15 protein-coding genes are annotated in these 16,506 nt (G+C 69.0%); 6 read left to right on the top strand and 9 right to left on the bottom strand.

All coding sequences use genetic code 11. The features are described from left to right. Positions 1 to 25 precede the first annotated feature (25 nt). Both ABD172_RS07995 and purU read right to left on the bottom strand, forming a co-directional pair. Positions 26 to 2,497, bottom strand: a complete 2,472-nt coding sequence (locus ABD172_RS07995) for a GcvT family protein (RefSeq protein WP_344308566.1) — start codon at positions 2,495 to 2,497, stop codon at positions 26 to 28. Between the two features lie 27 nt (positions 2,498 to 2,524). After that, complete coding sequence (gene purU / locus ABD172_RS07990; protein ID WP_344308565.1) at positions 2,525 to 3,463, bottom strand: formyltetrahydrofolate deformylase; 939 nt, start codon at positions 3,461 to 3,463, stop codon at positions 2,525 to 2,527. Positions 3,464 to 3,583: 120 nt separating this feature from the next. Between purU and ABD172_RS07985 the strand changes: the two genes are divergently transcribed. Beyond that, the gene (locus tag ABD172_RS07985) at positions 3,584 to 4,129 is read left to right on the top strand and encodes a hypothetical protein (protein WP_344308564.1); all 546 of its coding nucleotides are present in this window, start codon (positions 3,584 to 3,586) and stop codon (positions 4,127 to 4,129) included. 11 nt (positions 4,130 to 4,140) lie between these two features. Here the strand turns inward: ABD172_RS07985 and ABD172_RS07980 are convergent, their stop codons facing one another. From ABD172_RS07980 to ABD172_RS07970, 3 genes are all read right to left on the bottom strand, one after another. Next, positions 4,141 to 4,923, bottom strand: a complete 783-nt coding sequence (locus ABD172_RS07980) for an IclR family transcriptional regulator (RefSeq protein ID WP_344308562.1) — start codon at positions 4,921 to 4,923, stop codon at positions 4,141 to 4,143. 108 nt (positions 4,924 to 5,031) lie between these two features. Further along, positions 5,032 to 6,183 carry an FAD-binding oxidoreductase gene (locus tag ABD172_RS07975; protein ID WP_344308560.1) on the bottom strand — a complete coding sequence of 384 codons (1,152 nt, stop codon included), beginning with the start codon at positions 6,181 to 6,183 and terminating at the stop codon, positions 5,032 to 5,034. A gap of 3 nt (positions 6,184 to 6,186) precedes the next feature. Beyond that, positions 6,187 to 7,569 (bottom strand): aromatic ring-hydroxylating oxygenase subunit alpha, encoded by a 1,383-nt coding sequence (locus ABD172_RS07970; RefSeq protein ID WP_344308558.1) that lies wholly within the window; start codon positions 7,567 to 7,569, stop codon positions 6,187 to 6,189. A gap of 382 nt (positions 7,570 to 7,951) precedes the next feature. On the opposite strand from ABD172_RS07970, the gene ABD172_RS07965 reads away from it, so the two are divergent. Both ABD172_RS07965 and ABD172_RS07960 read left to right on the top strand, forming a co-directional pair. Further along, positions 7,952 to 9,940, top strand: a complete 1,989-nt coding sequence (locus tag ABD172_RS07965; RefSeq protein WP_344308556.1) for a BCCT family transporter — start codon at positions 7,952 to 7,954, stop codon at positions 9,938 to 9,940. Between the two features lie 314 nt (positions 9,941 to 10,254). Next, positions 10,255 to 11,478, top strand: coding sequence for an alpha-hydroxy acid oxidase (locus tag ABD172_RS07960; protein ID WP_344308554.1), 1,224 nt, complete (start codon positions 10,255 to 10,257; stop codon positions 11,476 to 11,478). Between the two features lie 231 nt (positions 11,479 to 11,709). On the opposite strand, the gene ABD172_RS07955 is transcribed toward ABD172_RS07960, so the two are convergent. The 4 genes from ABD172_RS07955 to ABD172_RS07940 all read right to left on the bottom strand — a co-directional run bounded on the left by ABD172_RS07955 (position 11,710) and on the right by ABD172_RS07940 (position 13,668). Beyond that, positions 11,710 to 12,288, bottom strand: a complete 579-nt coding sequence (locus ABD172_RS07955; protein ID WP_344308552.1) for an ABC transporter permease — start codon at positions 12,286 to 12,288, stop codon at positions 11,710 to 11,712. Beyond that, complete coding sequence (locus ABD172_RS07950; RefSeq protein ID WP_344308550.1) at positions 12,285 to 12,893, bottom strand: ABC transporter ATP-binding protein; 609 nt, start codon at positions 12,891 to 12,893, stop codon at positions 12,285 to 12,287. Before ABD172_RS07950 ends, ABD172_RS07955 begins: the two co-directional genes overlap by 4 nt. Further along, the gene (locus ABD172_RS07945; protein WP_344308548.1) at positions 12,890 to 13,276 is read right to left on the bottom strand and encodes a DUF1048 domain-containing protein; all 387 of its coding nucleotides are present in this window, start codon (positions 13,274 to 13,276) and stop codon (positions 12,890 to 12,892) included. Before ABD172_RS07945 ends, ABD172_RS07950 begins: the two co-directional genes overlap by 4 nt. A gap of 71 nt (positions 13,277 to 13,347) precedes the next feature. Then, positions 13,348 to 13,668, bottom strand: coding sequence for a PadR family transcriptional regulator (locus ABD172_RS07940; protein ID WP_344308546.1), 321 nt, complete (start codon positions 13,666 to 13,668; stop codon positions 13,348 to 13,350). A gap of 149 nt (positions 13,669 to 13,817) precedes the next feature. Between ABD172_RS07940 and ABD172_RS07935 the strand changes: the two genes are divergently transcribed. From ABD172_RS07935 to ABD172_RS07925, 3 genes are all read left to right on the top strand, one after another. Beyond that, a complete protein-coding gene (locus tag ABD172_RS07935) occupies positions 13,818 to 14,564 on the top strand; it encodes a TSUP family transporter (protein WP_344308544.1) in 747 nt (248 codons plus the stop codon). A 210-nt stretch (positions 14,565 to 14,774) separates the two neighbouring features. After that, entirely contained in the window at positions 14,775 to 15,881 is a 1,107-nt protein-coding gene (locus ABD172_RS07930; protein ID WP_344308543.1) for an ammonium transporter, read from the top strand. Positions 15,882 to 15,954: 73 nt separating this feature from the next. Beyond that, positions 15,955 to 16,437, top strand: a complete 483-nt coding sequence (locus tag ABD172_RS07925) for a Rossmann-fold NAD(P)-binding domain-containing protein (RefSeq protein ID WP_344308541.1) — start codon at positions 15,955 to 15,957, stop codon at positions 16,435 to 16,437. Positions 16,438 to 16,506: the final 69 nt, after the last annotated feature.

Below are 16,506 nucleotides of genomic sequence, written 5' to 3'. Positions count from 1 at the left end.
GCGTGTGAGCGAATCGCTCCGCCGCTCAGCGGCGGATGCGCGTCATCTCCGGATCGACGAGCGGTTCGGCGACCACGGTGGCCGTGATCCGCCGGCCCGTGTACTCGACCTCGACGGTGTCCCCTTCGGCGACAGAGGACGGCAGGTGGGCGTACGCCACGGGGCGGCCGACCGTGTAGCCGTAGGCCGCACTCGTCACGTACCCGGCGGCGGTGCCGTCGACGAACACCGGCTCCTTCCCCATGAGGACGGTGCGCCCGTCGTCGACCGTGAGGCACCGAAGACGGGTCGCCGGTTCCGTCCCCTTCGCCTCGAGTGCGGCCCGGCCGCGGAACTCCGGTTTCGTCATCTTCACGGCGAAGCCGATCGACGCCTCGTAGGGGTCGTGCTCGCTCGTCATGTCCGCGCCGAAGGAGCGGTACCCCTTCTCGAGGCGCAGGGAGTTGAAGGCCGCGCGGCCGGCGGCGATGATGCCGAACTCCTGCCCGGCCTCCCACAACAGGTCCCAGAGCTTCCGGCCGTGCTCGGCGGAGGTGTAGATCTCCCAGCCGAGCTCGCCGACGTAGGAGAGGCGGAGAGCGGTGACGGGAATGCCGCCGAGGAACGCGGAACGTCCCCGGAAGTACCCCAGGCCCTCGTGCGAGAAGTCGTCCTCGGTGAGTTTTTCCACCACATCGCGGGCGAGCGGCCCCCACAGACCGATACAGCACGTGCCGCCGGTCGTGTCACGGATCGTGACGACCTGAGTGGGATCCTCGGCGCGCAGGGCCGCGGCCTCCCGTTCGAGGTACACGGTGTCGACGGCACCGTTCGCCCCGATCTGGAACAGGTCCTCGCCGAGGCGCGCCACGGTGACATCGCTCGTGATGCCGCCGGCCTCGTCGAGGAACAGGGTGTAGGTGACGGCACCGACGGACTTCGCCATCTTGCCGGTCGTGAGCCGCTCGAGGAGGGTGAGGGCACCGGGGCCGGAGACCTCGAGGCGGCGCAGCTGTGTCATGTCGTAGAGGGCGACCGCGGTGCGCGTCCTCCACGCCTCGACCGCGGCGATGGGCGAGTGGAACATCGCCGTCCATGCGTCCCGTTCGGGTTCCCGCCACTCCTCGGGCAGGTCCGGCAGGAGGGCGCCGTTGCTCTCGTACCAGTGGGCGCGTTCCCAGCCCCCGTGCTCGAGGAAGACGGCGCCGAGTTCCTGCTGGCGGTCGTGGAACGGGCTCACCCGCAGCTCACGCGGTTCCTCGCGCTGCTGGTGCGGGTGGAGGACGTCGTACACCTCGACGAATTGCCGGGACGCGGTCGATTCCACGTACTGCGGGGACAGCTGGAACTCGTCGAAGCGGTTGATGTCGCAATGGCTCAGGTCGAGTTCCGAGCGGCCGGTCGTGAGCAGTTCCGCCATCGCCCGGGCGACGCCGGCGGAGTGCGTGACCCACACGGCCTCCGCGACCCAGAACCCGTCGAGGTGCCGCGACTGCCCCATGAGGGGGCCGCCGTCCGGGGTGAAGGACATGATGCCGTTGATGCCGTGGTCGATCTCCACGTCCCGGAGGAAGGGAAGCAGCTTCCGGGACTCCTCCCACGGCCCGGCGAAGTCCTCCGGGGTGAACGTCAGGCTCGAGGGCATGTTCGCGTCGTCGACGTGGGCGGGGGTCGGGCCGAGGTCCGCGGCCCGGACCGGCATGGGGCGGTGACGGTACGAACCGATGCCGTAGTGGTCGCCCCACTCGCGGTAGTAGAGGTCCTGGTCCTGGTGGCGGAGGATCGGCAGGGTCGCCCCGCGCGGGTGCGCGTGCACACCGTCGAGGTGCGGTACCGGGGTCGTCCATGCGAACTGGTGGGCCAGGGGCAGCAGCGGCACCGCGGTGTCCGCCATCGCCCCGACCTCGACACCCCAGAAGCCGGCGCAGGACACGACGACATCTGCCTCGACGACGCCGTTCGGGGTCTCGACCCCGGTGATCCGACGGCCCTCGCGCACGATCCCGGTCACCGGGGTGCGGTCGAGGTACGTGACCCCGGCGGCGCGGGTACGGGCGACGAGTGCGTCGACGGCCTTCGTCGCGAACGCCAGGCCGTCGGTGGGTGTGTGGAAGCCGCCGAGCACGTCCGACACGTCGAGGTGCGGGTACAGCTCGAGGCACTCCTCGGGGCCGATGACGCGGGCGTCGGGTACACCCCACGACTGCGCGTATCCGGCCTTGCGGTGGAGGTCGTCGAGTCGCTCGGGGGTGGTCGCGAGTTCGAGCCCGCCGACCTGGTCGAAGGCGTCGAGGGAGAGCAGTTTGTCGATCGTGTACTGCGCGAAACGGGTCATCGTCCGGTCGGGGTTCGTCTGGAAGACGAGGCCGGGAGCGTGCGAGGTGGATCCGCCGGGCAGATCGAGCGGGCCCTGTTCGATGACGGTGATGTCGGTGTGGCCGCGGGAGACGAGTTCGTCGGCGAGGTTCGTGCCGACGATGCCGGCTCCGATGACGACGATCCGGGGGTGGGACGCCATGGTGTGACTCCTGGGTGGGGGAGGGGATCAGCGGAAGACGACGGTGCTGGAGCCGTGGAGCAGGATCCGGTGCTCGCAGTGCCAGCGCACTGCCCGGGCGAGGGCGAGGCACTCGGCGTCACGGCCGACGACCGTGAGTGCCTCGGGCGTGTAGGTGTGGTCGACGCGGTTGATCTCCTGCTCGATGATCGGTCCCTCGTCGAGGTCGGCGGTGACGTAGTGGGCGGTGGCGCCGACGAGCTTGACCCCGCGTTCGTAGGCCTGGTGGTACGGGCGTGCGCCCTTGAATCCCGGCAGGAACGAGTGGTGGATGTTGATCGCCCGGCCGGCGAGGGCGTGGCACAGGTCGTCCGAGAGGATCTGCATGTAGCGGGCGAGGACGACGAGGTCGATGTCGTGGGTGTCGACGAGCTCGAGGAGCTTCGCCTCCGCCTCGGCCTTCGTGTCCTTCGTGACGGGGACGTGGACGAAGGGCAGGCCGGCGGCCTCGACCATGGGCCGCAGGTCCTCGTGGTTGGAGACGACGAGGGCGATCTCCCCGCCGAGGGTCCCGCCGCGCCAGCGGAACAGCAGGTCGTTGAGGCAGTGTCCGAACTTGGACACCATGACGAGCAGGCGGGGCGGACGTTCGTCGTGGAAGTCCGCGTCCATGCCGAACTCCTCGGCGATGGGGGTGAAGTCGCGTCGGAGCGCCTCGATGTCGATGGGAGCGCCGGTGGAGAACGCGGTGCGGAGGAAGAACCGCTCGCTGCGCCGGTCGTCGAACTGCTGGTGTTCCCGGATGTCGAAGCCGCGCTCGTAGAGGAAGGTCGTGATGGCCTGGGTGATCCCGGGACGCTGCGGGCACGAGACCGTGAGGACGGCGGTCGTGCACGTGGGTTCGGGCGACGACTCCCGGGCGGGGGAGGGGGTCGGGGAGTGGTCGGTGGCCGGCTGTGCCGGGCGTTCGAGAATGGTGGCCGACATGGGTGGCTCCTCTGCTGAAACACTACTAATATATCAGTGATGAGCAGGACGGTATATGGCCTCCGTCACGGAAGTCAATACCCTCGGCTCCCACCCGTTTCGACAGGAGTGTGCACGTCCATGAACACCGCAGTTCCGGCCCCCGCGTCCACCCCCACCGTGCCCGCCGAGTCCCACGCTGCCGGGGCACCCACCGCCGAGGCGCCCGCGCTCTACGTCGGTATGAAGCACAAGCAGGCGCTCGCGATCGGCATGAACTCCATCCAGCGCACGCTGCCGGCGGACGCCACGCAGGAACAGGTCACGATCGGCCGCTCCATCGGGCTGCTCCTCACCCGGCGGGCCGTGAACGCGACCGTGACCCAGATCCACACCGGGACCGTCGACGCGGCGAAGTACCTGCGTCAGGCGGACGTCATCGTCGCCTCGGCCGGTGCCAAGCACCTCGCCACCGCTGCCGACGTGAAGCCCGGTGCGGTCGTCGTCGACGTCGGCGTCACGCGCGAGGCCGATCCGGAGACGGGGAAGGCCACCGTGTACGGGGACGTCCACCCGGACGTCACCGAGGTGGCGGAATGGGTCTCACCGAACCCCGGCGGGGCCGGGCCGATGACGGTGGCACTCCTGCTCACGAACGTCGTCGAGGCGGCCGAACGGAGCAGGTGAGGAGGTGAGACTCAGCCGAGGTGCCCGACCCGGCGGCCCAGCTCCTTCCCGGCCTCCTGGAGCCGGGCGAGGTGCTGCATGATCGTCGGCTCGTCGAACCGGAAGGCGGGGCCGGAGATGCTGAGCGCGCCGACGAAGGTTCCGCCGAGGTCGTGCACCGGCACCGCGATCGCGTTGATCTCCTCGTCGAGTTCCCCGTACGTGACCGCGTATCCCTGCGCATAGGTGGCATCGACCTGCGCCTCGAGCACGGCCCGGGACGTGATGGTGTGCGGGGTGAGACGGACGAGGCGCCCCTCCGGGAGTACGGTCTCCCACTCCTCGCGCGGCAGGTGGGCGAGGATGACCTTGCCGCTCGAGGTCGCATGGAGCGGGGTGAGCTTCCCGACCCAGTTGTGGACGCCGACGGCCGACGGGCCCATCGACTGGTCGATGTTCACGGCGTACGTCTCACTGAGGATCGCGAAGTTCACCGTCTCCCCGACGTCGTGGGCGAGGGGCTCGGTCACCCGATGGGCCTGATGGGCGATCTGGAGCTGACCCGAGGCGGAGGAGGCGAGCCGGATGATGCCGAATCCGAGGCGGTACGTGCCGCGGTCCTCCGTCACCTCGACGAGTTCACGGGCCTCGAGGGTGCTGAGGAGGCGGGAGGCCGTCGACTTGTGCACGCCGAGCGCGGTCGCGATCTCGCCCACCGCTCCCTCGCCCCATTCGGCGAGGAGGTCAAGGGCCTGGAGGGCACGATCCACGGACTGCATCCCGGTCGCCGGGGTGCGTCCGGTCTCGTCGCTCATCGGTCCCGGTCCTCTCCATCGCATCGGCCTCGTCGCCGTCCACTTTAACCGGGCGACGGGCGACGAGGCCGAAGGGGAAGGTCTCGATCGAGTGACGGGTGGTCGGGCTCAGGCGTCGATCTGCAGGTCCCCCAGGGGCTTCGAACAGCACATGAGGGCCTTGCCCTGCTTGATCTCCTTCGGGCGGATCCCGCCGTTGTGCTGCATGTCGACCTCACCGGCGAGCAGCGAGATCTTGCACGTGCCGCACAGGCCCTGGCCGCACGAGGACGGCAGTCGCAGGCCCGCGGCCTGCCCGGCCTCGAGGACGGTCTGCCCCGGTGCGCACTCGACGGTGCGGCCGCTGCGGACGAACTCGACGGAGAGGCCGGTCGGCTCGGCGGCACCGGGGGGCGCCTCGGCGGTGGGAGTGTCCGGCTCAGCTGAGGCCGCGGTGTCGGGCGCCGGGGGAGGTGTCGTGAGGCGGGTGAAGTCGAAACTCTCCTCGTGGTGCCGGGCCATGTCGTAGCCGAGGTCGGTGAGGAGGAGCCGGACGGTGTCCATGTACCCCTCGGGGCCGCAGACGAAGGTCTCCCGGTCGTGCAGGTCGGGGACGAGTGTCTGGAGTGCCGCGGCCGTGATCCTTCCGGTCGGTCCGAACCAGCGCTCGTTCGGGTGCTCCCGACCGCACACGAAGGCCACCCGGAGTCGGGGCATCTGGCGGGCCAGGGCCTCGAGCTCGGCACGGTGAATGAGGTCGAGCGGGGTGCGGGCACAGTGGACGACGGTGACGTCGGTGTCCTCCGCGAGGTCCGCGAGGGTGCGGACCATCGACAGGGTCGGGGTGATGCCGACCCCGGCGGACAGCAGGAGGTACGAGGGTGCCGGGTGATCGGTGAGGGTGAAGGCTCCGAGGGGTGCCCGGACCTTCAGCTCCGTGCCCGGGACGACGGTGTCGTGGAGCCACCCGGAGACCGTGCCGTCGGGAATCCGTTTCACGGTGATCGACAGGCGGTGTGGCCGGGTCGGCGGTGAGGAGATCGTGTAGCTGCGTTCGATGCGGGCGCCGTCGATCTCGAGGTCGAGGGTGATGAACTGCCCGGCCTCGAAGGAGAAGTACTGCCCGTCGGGCGGCTCGAACACGAAGGTCTTCACGTCCGCGGTGACGTCGGTGACGGTGCGCACGCGGAGGGTCTGGGTGTCCGTGGAGTCCCAGCAGGGGACGCCGGGTCCCTCGGGCAGGGGAGAGGCCGGGGTCGGCGCATGCAGGAGTGCGGTCATCGTTCAGCCCTCCTGCGTCGCGGCTGCCGGGGCCGCGGGGTCGGAGGTGTTCGGGAAGAGGTGCGCGGGAAGAGCGGCTCCGAGGCGGGTGACGTACCAGTTGACGAACGCCTCGACCTCCTCCTCGACGAGCGAGTACGGGCCGGGGACGTAACCGGGGTCGTGGACCCCGCGCTGCGTCTTCTCGACGAGTTCGCGGTCCTCGTCGTTCGTCGCCTTCCACACCGCGGTGAGTTCCTCGACGTCGTAGTCGACGCCCTCCTCGGCATCCGGGTGGACGAGCCACGTCGTCCGGACGATGGTGCGGTCGACGCCGAGCGGAAGGACGGAGAACACGACGGCATGGTCACCGAGGAAGTGGAACCACGTGTTCGGCTGCAGGTGGAGGGAGAGGTCGCCGAACGCCGGGGACGGGATGCGGCCGAGGAGCGTGCGGCACAGCTGGCGTCCGTCGGGGGCGAAGCTCGCGCCGTCGCCGTCGAGCGGGAGGTGGGAGATCTGGAATCCGGACGGGCGTGTGTCGAGTTCGGTGATGTCGGACTGCGGGAAGTCGATGGCACTGCGGGCGCGGGCGAGCTCCTGCTCGGCGGCGAGGTAGCGACCGTACTGCTCCCGGTTGCGCGGGGTGACCTGTTCCTCGGTGTAGCGGGACACCGTGAAGTAGGCGGTGATGAGTTCCGGGTGTGCGCCGTCGCAGTGGTAGCACTCGCGGTTGTTCTCCATGACGAGCTTCCAGTTGCCGCCCTCGACGATGTCGGTCTGGTGCGCGACCTTCGTGTTCCGCAGATCGTAGGGCTCGAGGTACGGCTCGAGGCGGGTCGCGACCTCGTCGAAGTCCTCCGGCGGGTTGTCCGCGAGACAGATGAAGAGGAGGCCGGCGAGCGAGCGGATGTGGACCGAGCGGAGGCCGAAGGAGCTGCGGTCGAAGGTCTCCGGCTGGGACTCCGCGTACGCGAGTTCGCCGTCGGGCCGGTAGGTCCATTGGTGGTAGGGGCAGACGATGTTGCCGACCGAACCGCACGGGGACTCGAGGAGTCGGGCACCGCGGTGGCGGCACACGTTCCGGTGGGCGCGGACGATCTCGTCGTCGTCACGGACGACGATGACGGAGTGCCGGCCCACGTCCACCGTGACGTAGTCACCGGCGTCGGGGATCTCTGCCTCGGAGGCGACGAAGATCCAGTGCTTGCCGAAGATCTCCTCCATGTCGAGGTCGTAGATGTCCGGGTCGGTGTAGAACGGCGCCGCGAGGCTGTGCCCGACCGGGCGCTCGGCGACGAGCTGCGCGATCGCCGAGAGGGCCGGCCCGGTCTGCGGTCGCGGTGCCGTCGACCGCGTTGTCGACGGGGTGGACGGGGTGGCGGGAGAGGTGGGGGTGAGAGTCATGTGCCGCTCCGGGAGGGACGGGATCCTGGGGATCGGGGATCTGGTGGGGTGTGGATGGTGCCGGAGAACCGGGGTCCCACGTTGCGAACTATGCAACGTCCGCGAATAGTGCAACGAATTGGCTCAATAGTGACCACTGTCACCGGAGCCCGTCAACGGGGCAGGCCCAATTCACCCGGGTTTTACGTGGGGAGGTTCTGTGGGGTGTCGTCCGGCCGCGGCCGAGTGGGGTGCGGGCGACGGTTCCCGCGCGGTCCGGCCGTGCTCCGGCAGGCGCCCCGGGCGCGTTCCGGTCTGTGAATTTCGTGTTGCACTATTGATATATGTGTCGAGTATCACGAGAGTATGAGGACTCCCCTCATTGCAACCGAACGGAGAAGTCATGTCCGACACCACCGCGGTCCCACCGGCCGCACCCGGACCGCCGGGCGGCCCGGGCCAGGACCCGGAGACCGACGCACCCCTCGACACGGATCCCGGGCGGACGACCGCACGAGTCATCGTTCGCGGCGTCGCCCCCGACACCGAGGACGCCGACGCGGACGCGGAGATCCCGGACGCACTCGCGGTCGAGGCGCACGACGACGCGCCCACCGGGGTTCTGCCCGTCGCCACCCGGATCGCCGAGGGTGACACCGATGCGGAGATCACCGAGAAGCTGCGGCGCCAGGGAGTGCGGATCGGCGCCGGAGGCATCACTCCCCGGGTGTTCTGGCCGGCACTCCTCGTCATCGTCGCGGTCGCGGTCATCGCCGTGGTGACGCCCGCGGGGACGAGCGCGGTGTTCAACGCGACGCAGAACTGGATCGTCTCGAACCTCGGCTGGTACTACATGCTCGCGATCGCCGGGTTCCTCGCGTTCGCCCTCGTGCTCGCGTGCTCCCGCCTCGGCAGGATCAAGCTCGGCCGGGACGACGAGAAGCCCGAGTTCGGTGTGTTCTCGTGGTTCTGCATGCTCTTCGCCGCCGGGATGGGCATCGGCCTCATCTTCTACGGCGTCGGTGAGCCCCTCACCTTCGCCTCGACGGCGCCCAAGCCCGGCTGGACGGGGTCCGCGCAGGAACTCGCGCCCCTCGCCATGGCCCAGACCTACATCCACTGGGGCCTGCACCCCTGGGCCATCTACGCCGTCATCGGGCTCGCCACCGCGTACTCCATCCACCGACGGGGCCGCCCCGTGTCGATCCGCTGGGCGCTCGAGCCCCTCCTCGGTGACCGGGTGAAGGGATGGGCGGGCGATGTCATCGACGTCCTCGCGATCTTCGGGACCGTCTTCGGTGTCGCGACCTCGCTCGGCCTCGGCGTTCAGCAGATCGCCGCCGGTCTCGCCGCGATCGGTGTCGTCGGCACGGTCGACAACATCCTCCTCGTCGTCCTCATCACCGTCATCACCTTCTGTGCGACGTTCTCCGTGGTGAGCGGCCTGGGCACCGGAATCAAGTGGCTGTCGAACATCAACATCACCCTCGCCGGACTCCTCATGGTGAGCGTCCTCGTGTTCGGACCGACGGTGTTCCTCCTCCAGAACTTCACCGAATCGCTCGGCGTGTACCTCGCGAACTTCTTCGGCATGACCTTCGACATCGGCGCGTACGCCGGTGAGGACGGCGCCGCCTGGTTCAGCGGGTGGACGATCTTCTACTGGGGCTGGTGGATCGCCTGGGCCCCGTTCGTCGGCATCTTCATCGCCCGCATCTCCCGCGGGCGCACCATCCGCGAGTTCGTCGCCGGCACTCTCATCGTGCCGACGCTCGTCGGATTCGTCTGGTTCGCGGTGCTCGGCGGTGCAGGGCTGCACCGCCTGGTCTTCGGCGAGGGCGACTTCCTCCAGGACGAGGGACTGCTGTCCGAGACCGGTTCGCTCCTCACCGAGAACGCGCTCTTCGCCGTGCTCGGTGATCTCCCGCTCGGGTCACTCCTCAGCGTCGTCGCGATCATCCTCGTGGCCCTCTTCTTCATCACGTCCTCGGACTCGGGGTCGCTCGTCGTCGACATGCTCGCCTCCGGCGGTCATCCGAACCCGCCAGTGTGGTCACGGGTCCTCTGGGCCTTCCTCGAGGGTCTGCTCGCGATCGCGCTGCTCCTCGCCGGAGGTCTCCAGGCGTTGCAGGCCGGTTCCCTCATCACCGCCCTGCCGTTCAGCGTCGTCCTCGTGCTCATGTGCGCCGCGACGTGGAAGGCCCTCCGGGCGGACGACCGGGCGATGCGCCAGACGGCCCGCGCCGAGGCGGTCGCGCAGATGGCCGATCACGTGACCGACCGGCTCACGCGCAATCCCGGTTTCGAGGAGTTCGTGCACGACCGGATCGACTACCGGCTCGCCGGCCGCCGCCCACCGCTGCGCCGGCGCGCGTCACGGAAGCAGCGCTGAGGCGCTGAGTCCCTCCCGGCCCGAGGCGCCGACCCGCCGGGTGCCGCGTGGTGCCTCGGGCGGGGCGGGCGGGGCGGGCGTGGGACCCGTCCGACAACGGTTTCGACGAGAACGACTCATTCGGTTGCCGTTCCGCGAATCGGAAACCGAATGAGTCGTTCTGGGTGAAACCGTCGGAAGCCCGGTCCGTGCGGCTCGGGCGGGGCGGACGTCAGGCTCCAGCACGCGAGAGCCGTTCCACTCCTCGGAACGCGTTCACTCCGAGTTGTAAACTGCCTCACTGACCCCCTCATCCCCGTCACGAAGCTGGAGACATGGCCACCATTCGCCGCTTTCCGCGCTGGGCAGACCTTGCCCCGCTCATGCAGTTCGACCTCGAGCTCAATCCCCGCCGGGCTCGCCTCAACCGGGTCGGCGACATCTACGATCTGCGGGCGATCGCGAAGCGGCGGACTCCGACGGCTCCCTTCGATTACGTCGACGGCGGTGCCCAGGGCGAGTTCACGTACCGCGGCAACCGTGAGGTGTTCGAGGACCTCGAGTTCACCCCGGCGATCCTCGCGGGCAATGCGGACGTCGACCTCACCGCGAAGGTCGCCGGTCACGAGTACGCGATGCCCGTCGGGATCGCGCCGACCGGCTTCACGCGGATGATGCAGACCGAGGGCGAGATCGCGGGCGTGCGTGCCGCCGAGGCGTACGGCGTCCCCTTCAGCCTCTCGACGATGGGCACGAAGTCGATCGAGGACGTCGCCGCCGCCGCGCCGACCGCCTCGAAGTGGTTCCAGCTCTACCTGTGGCGCGACCACGAGAAGTCCCGTGACCTTCTCGAGCGCGCGTGGAAGAACGGCTTCGACACGCTCCTCGTCACCGTCGACACGGCCGTCGGCGGACAGCGCCTGCGCGACGTCCGCAACGGCATGACGATCCCGCCGAAGCTCACCGCGCAGACCGTCCTCGACGCGTCCTACCGGCCCGAGTGGTGGTTCAACTTCCTCACGACAGAACCGCTGTCCTTCGCCTCGCTCTCGGGGAAGAGCTCGGACCTCATCTCGCTCATCAACAGCATGTTCGACCCGACGCTGAGCTTCGACGACCTCCAGTGGATCCGGAAGGAGTGGCCCGGCAAGCTCTACGTCAAGGGCGTTCTCACCGCCGAGGACACGAAGAAGTCCCTCGACGCCGGCGCCGACGGTCTCGTCGTCTCCAACCACGGCGGGCGTCAGCTCGACCGCGCCCCCATCGCTCTCGAGGCACTCCCGCACGTGCGCGCCGCCGCCGGTGACGACGTCGAGATCATCCTCGACTCCGGCATCATGCGTGGCCAGGACATCATCGGTGCGCTCGCCCTCGGAGCCGACTTCACGCTCATCGGTCGCGCCTACCTCTACGGGCTCATGGCCGCCGGTGAGGCGGGGGTGAGGAAGGCGCTCGACATCCTCCACAAGGAAATGATCGTGACGATGCAGCTCATGGGAGCTGCCAACCTCTCCGAGCTGGGTCCCGACATGGTGAAGGTGCGCCCCCGCGAACGCTGAGCCGTCCGCGCTCCCCGCAGAGACCACCCCCCCGCCGAGGCGCCCCGCACCTCCCGCACACCCTGCTCGGCGAGCACGGGGCCGGGAGGCGCGGGGCGCCACGGCGTATGGAACGTGTGATGTCCCACGCCTCCGGAGTGACGTTTCTCTCCCCAGCGTGAGAGTTCTCACGCCTCTGTTGTGGCCTTCCCCATGGTGAGGATCCTCACGCCGGGTCGCCCGCGTGTGCGCTCACGCGAACCGTTTCCGGTGGACGGCGATCGCGGCGATCCACGCGAGGGCGAGGACGCCCGCGCACCAGGCGAGTGCCACCCGGATCTCGCTGCCGATGGGTGTGCCGGCGAACAGGGCGCGGATGGTGTCGACGATCGAGGTGACCGGCTGGTGCTCGGCGAACCACCGCACCGGGCCCGGCATCGTCTCCGTCGGGACGAACGCGGAACTGATGAACGGCAGGAAGATGAGCGGGTACGATAACGCACTCGCCCCCTCGACCGACTTCGCCGAGAGTCCCGCGATCACCGCGATCACCGCGACCCACGTGAGGGCGAGAGTGAAGAGCACGAGGACGCCTGTGATCGCGAGCCAGTCGAGGACCGAGGCGCCCGTGCGGAACCCCATGAGGAGCGCCGATCCGACGACGAGCACGAGGGCGGCGAGGTTCGCAGCGAGCGACGTGAGTACGTGTGCCCACAGGGTCGCCGAACGGGCGATCGGGGTGATCGCAGTCGTGATGATCGTGTCGGGGCTGCGCAGGATGTGGCGCAGCGAGCGCCCGGTGAGGACGGCGGTGTCCCGGATCGCGGTCATGCGCGTGCTCCTTCCCCGACGAGCGCGAGGAACACGTCCTCGAGGCTCGGTTGCTTCTCGACGTACTCGACCTCCGGCGCCGGCAGCAGCGCTGTGAGGTCCGCAAGGGTGCCGTCGGCGATGATCGTCCCGCCGTGGAGGACGGAGATCCGGTCCGCGAGGCGTTCGGCCTCCTCGAGGTACTGCGTCGTGAGGAGGATCGTCGTGCCTGCGCGGGCGAGGCCCTCGATCGTGTCCCACACGTCCTGGCGTGCCTGCGGGTCGAGGCCGGTCGTCGGTTCGTCGAGCACGATGATCCGGGGGTTCCCCACGAGGCTCATCGCCGCGCGCACCGCGGCGCCGGCGCGGACGGTGTCGTGACCGGCCACGGTCGCGGTCCCGGCATCCGCCCGTAGGAGGGTTGCGAGGATCCGCACGAGCGTCGTCTTCCCGGGCCCGTTCGAACCGAGGAGCGCGTGGATGGTGCCCGGGGCGACCGCGAGGTCGACCCCGCGGAGGACGTCGAGCGTCCCGAAGGACTTCCGGATCCCGCTCGCGCGGATGGCGACGTCCCGTGCCGGGCCCGAGGCGCCTCGGTGGGTGGGTGCCGACGTTCCGGTCGTCATGACGCACCGCCTGTGGTGTCGCTCCTCGTGGGGTCGAGGTCCGCGAAGGCGCGCTGCAGGCGGTCCTTCTCCTTCGAGACCCACTGGGCGTCCTTGTAGGTCTCGAGGAAGTCGTCGGCGAACACGACCGGGCCGTCGCCGACGAGGTCGTGGACGGTGGTGCCGTCGGCGGACGCGGACTCGAAGAGGTCGACGAGGTCCGTGTGCGCGGTGACGAGGACATCACCGTCCGCGATCCCGCCGGCGTACATGACATAGCGTTCGACGGCCTTCGCGGCCGTCCGGTGGGGCTCGGGCAGCGCCTCGAGGCGGGCCTTCGCGTCCTTGTACTGCTTCTTCTGTTCGAGGGAACCGATGATCTTCTCGATCCACTTCGCGGCCATGAGCGTTCTCCTTGGGAGTGAGGTGTGCGTGAGGTGCTGAATGAGGTGGTGGGTGGTGGTGCGGGCGGAACTCAGGGGCGGAGCACCGCGAGGCGGGAGGTGAGGAAGTCCCAGTCGACCCAGAACTCCGTGAGCCGGTCGCGGCCGGCGGCATTGAGGGAGAAGACCTTCCGCGGCGGACCCTGCGGCGAGGGGACCTTCTCGACGTCGACGAGTCCCTTCTTCTCGATCCGCAGGAGCAGTGCGTAGATCGTGCCCTCGGCGATGTCCTCGAAGCCCCGGTCGCGGAGCCACGCGGTGATCTCGTACCCGTAGGCGGGCCGGTTCGACAGGATGCCGAGGACGATCCCCTCGAGGACTCCCTTGAGCATCTCGGTGTTCTGTCGTGGCATGTCGTCCTCCGGTCGTACTGGGTACTGGGCACTTGGCACTTGGTACTGAGCGCTTGGTACTCAACAACGCTGAGTACCACTACATAGTGACACTGAATAGTGGTGCGCGCAAGACGTTCGGGTGTGCTCCGAGGCGTAGGGTGACGAGCGTGACAGTGACCATGCTTCTCGTGACAGTCGTGGCGATCCTCGTCGGGTCGACGCTCCAGCGGTTGTCGGGAACGGGGGTCGGCCTCGTCGTCGCTCCCGTCCTCGCACTCCTCATGGGACCCGCGCTCGGAGTCTTCGTCACGAACGCGACGACCGTCGTCTCCGGATTCCTCATCATGCTCGCGGTCCTGCGCGAGGTGGACTGGAAGCGGTACCTCGTCTTCCTCCCAATGGCCGTCCTCGGGGGCATCCCCGCCGGACTCATGGTCCGCGAGCTCAGCGCGGCATGGCTCAACATCGTCATCGGCACCGTCGTGCTCGTCGCGCTCGCCCTCACCTTCGGCCTACCGAAACTCCCGCAGGTGACCTCGCCGTTCCTCACCGCCCTCACCGGCGCGGTCGGGGGATTCCTCAACACGAGTGCCGGCGTCGCGGCCCCCGCGATGGTGATCTACTCGAAGATCTCCGGCTGGGACCAGCGCTCCTTCGCCGCCACCATGCAGCCGACGTTCATGACGATGGGACTCATCTCCGTCGTCGTGAAACTCGCGGTCGGAGCGACGACCTTCGCCCAGTTGCCCCCGTGGTGGCTGTTCCCGATCATCGTGGCCACCGTTTTCCTCGGCATCCGCGCCGGCGGATGGCTCTCGACGCGCACGAGCACGGAGACTGCGCGCAAGGTCGCGATCACGCTCGCGGGACTCGGTGGGCTCGTCGCGGTCGTCCGCGGCCTCACGATGCTCTGACGTCCCGCGCGACATTCCGGATCGTGCACTCGCGCGCCCGTCCGGCGCTAATCGAGTGACCCGTCTCACATGGTGAGGCCGCTCCGGGGGTGAAACCGGCCTTAGCGAGTGTGAAACGCCTCACGCCCAGAGTGAGATCCGACCACCTGCACACGGAGGTCATCGGATCTCATATCCGGGCCTTCGGGTTCCGAACGAAGGGGGGCAGCCATGGACGCCGTCCTCACCGACGACGGCAACGGCGGCATCGGCACCGCGTACATGGCGATCTGGCTCATCATGTTCGCCGGCATCACGATCGCGATCGTCGCCTCCGGCGGTGCCGGGCGCATGAAGCTCGGCGGCTGGCTGCTCTTCGCCGCGGTCTGGATCACCGTCGTCTACCTGCCGGTCGCCCACTGGGTGTTCGCCGCGGACGGGCTCCTCCTCGGCAAGGTCGGCATCATCGACTTCGCCGGTGGCACCGCGGTCCATATGAACTCCGGCGCGGCCGCGCTCGCCCTCGCGCTCGTCCTCGGCGCCCGCAAGAACCGTGCGGAACGCCCGCACAACGTGCCGCAGGCGATCCTCGGCGCCGGTCTCCTCTTCGTCGGCTGGCTCGGCTTCAACGGTTCCTGTGCTCTCGCCGCCGGACACCTCGTCCAGGTGGTCCTCCTCAACACGATCCTCGCCGGCTGCGCGGGCATGCTCGGGTTCATGGTCGTCGAGAAGCTCCGTCACGGGCACCCGACCGCGCTCGGTGCGGCCACGGGAGTCGTCGGCGGCCTCGTCGCCATCACCCCGGCCGCGCACACCATGGGCCCGCTCGGTGCCCTCGCCACCGGGTTCATCGGCGCCGGCGTCGCCGCCTTCGCGATGGGCTTCAAGTCGCGGATGAAGATCGACGAGTCCCTCGACGCGTTCATGGTCCACGGCCTCGCCGGGATCACCGGCACCCTCTGCATCGTGTTCTTCGCGAACCCGGCAGCACCCGCCGGCATCGGCGGACTGCTCACCGGCGGCGGACTCGAACATGCCCTCGCCGAGGTCACCGGCATCGTCGTCACCCTCGGTTACTCCTTCGGCGTCACCTTCGTCATCGCCTGGGTGCTCAACAGGACCGTCGGCCTCCGTGCTCCCGAACAGGACGAGGACCTCGGCCTCGACGCAGCCGTCCATGCGGAAACCGCCTACGAGATCTCCCTCATCCAGCTCGACCGCACTCCCACGACGGTGCCGGCCGGCGCCTCGGCCCCGGTTCTCGCCCAGGCACAGGCCCCGGCGCCCTCGGTGCCGGACGCCGAGGCGGTGGCTCCGCAGGAGTCTGCCCGTTCCTGACCCCGCCCCCAACCTTTCCCGACCCCGCTCCCCGGCACCCGCCCGGGGGTCCTCTACCAGGAGTGCTTCACAGATGACTGCTCAGCCCGATACCCGCATCGACATGCTGTACCTCTCCGAGCCCGAAATGATCGAGGCGGGTGTGAAGGACATGGCCGGTTGCATCGACGTCATGGAGGAGACCCTCGTCCTCTGGGCCAAGGGCGACTACCGGATGGCCGGTTCGAACTGGAACTCCCACGGCGCCCAGATGTCCTTCCCGAAGGAGTCCCCGTTCCCGGGCATGCCGCTCGACGGACCGGACCGTCGTTTCATGGCGATGGTCGCGTACCTCGGTGGCCGCTTCGACACCTCCGGCGTCAAGTGGTACGGCTCGAACGTCGACAACCGTGAGCAGGGTCTGCCCCGGTCGATCCACACGATCACCCTCAACGACAAGACGACCGGTGCGCCGTTCGCGATCATGTCCGGCAACCTCGAGTCCGCGTACCGCACCGCCGCCGTGCCCGGTGCCGCCGCCCGCAAGCTCGCACCCGAGAACGCGAAGACCCAATAGGGCTCTTCGCAGTTGAGGGTGTAGCGAGGTAGTCGGCTCGGCCGGCGTGCCGTTGAGAGGAAAGACGTC

The sequence above is a fragment of the Brevibacterium samyangense genome (assembly GCF_039529845.1).
Classification (GTDB): domain Bacteria; phylum Actinomycetota; class Actinomycetes; order Actinomycetales; family Brevibacteriaceae; genus Brevibacterium; species Brevibacterium samyangense.
Note: the sequence above shows the minus strand (reverse complement) of the source record. Positions and strands in the feature narration are given on the sequence as shown.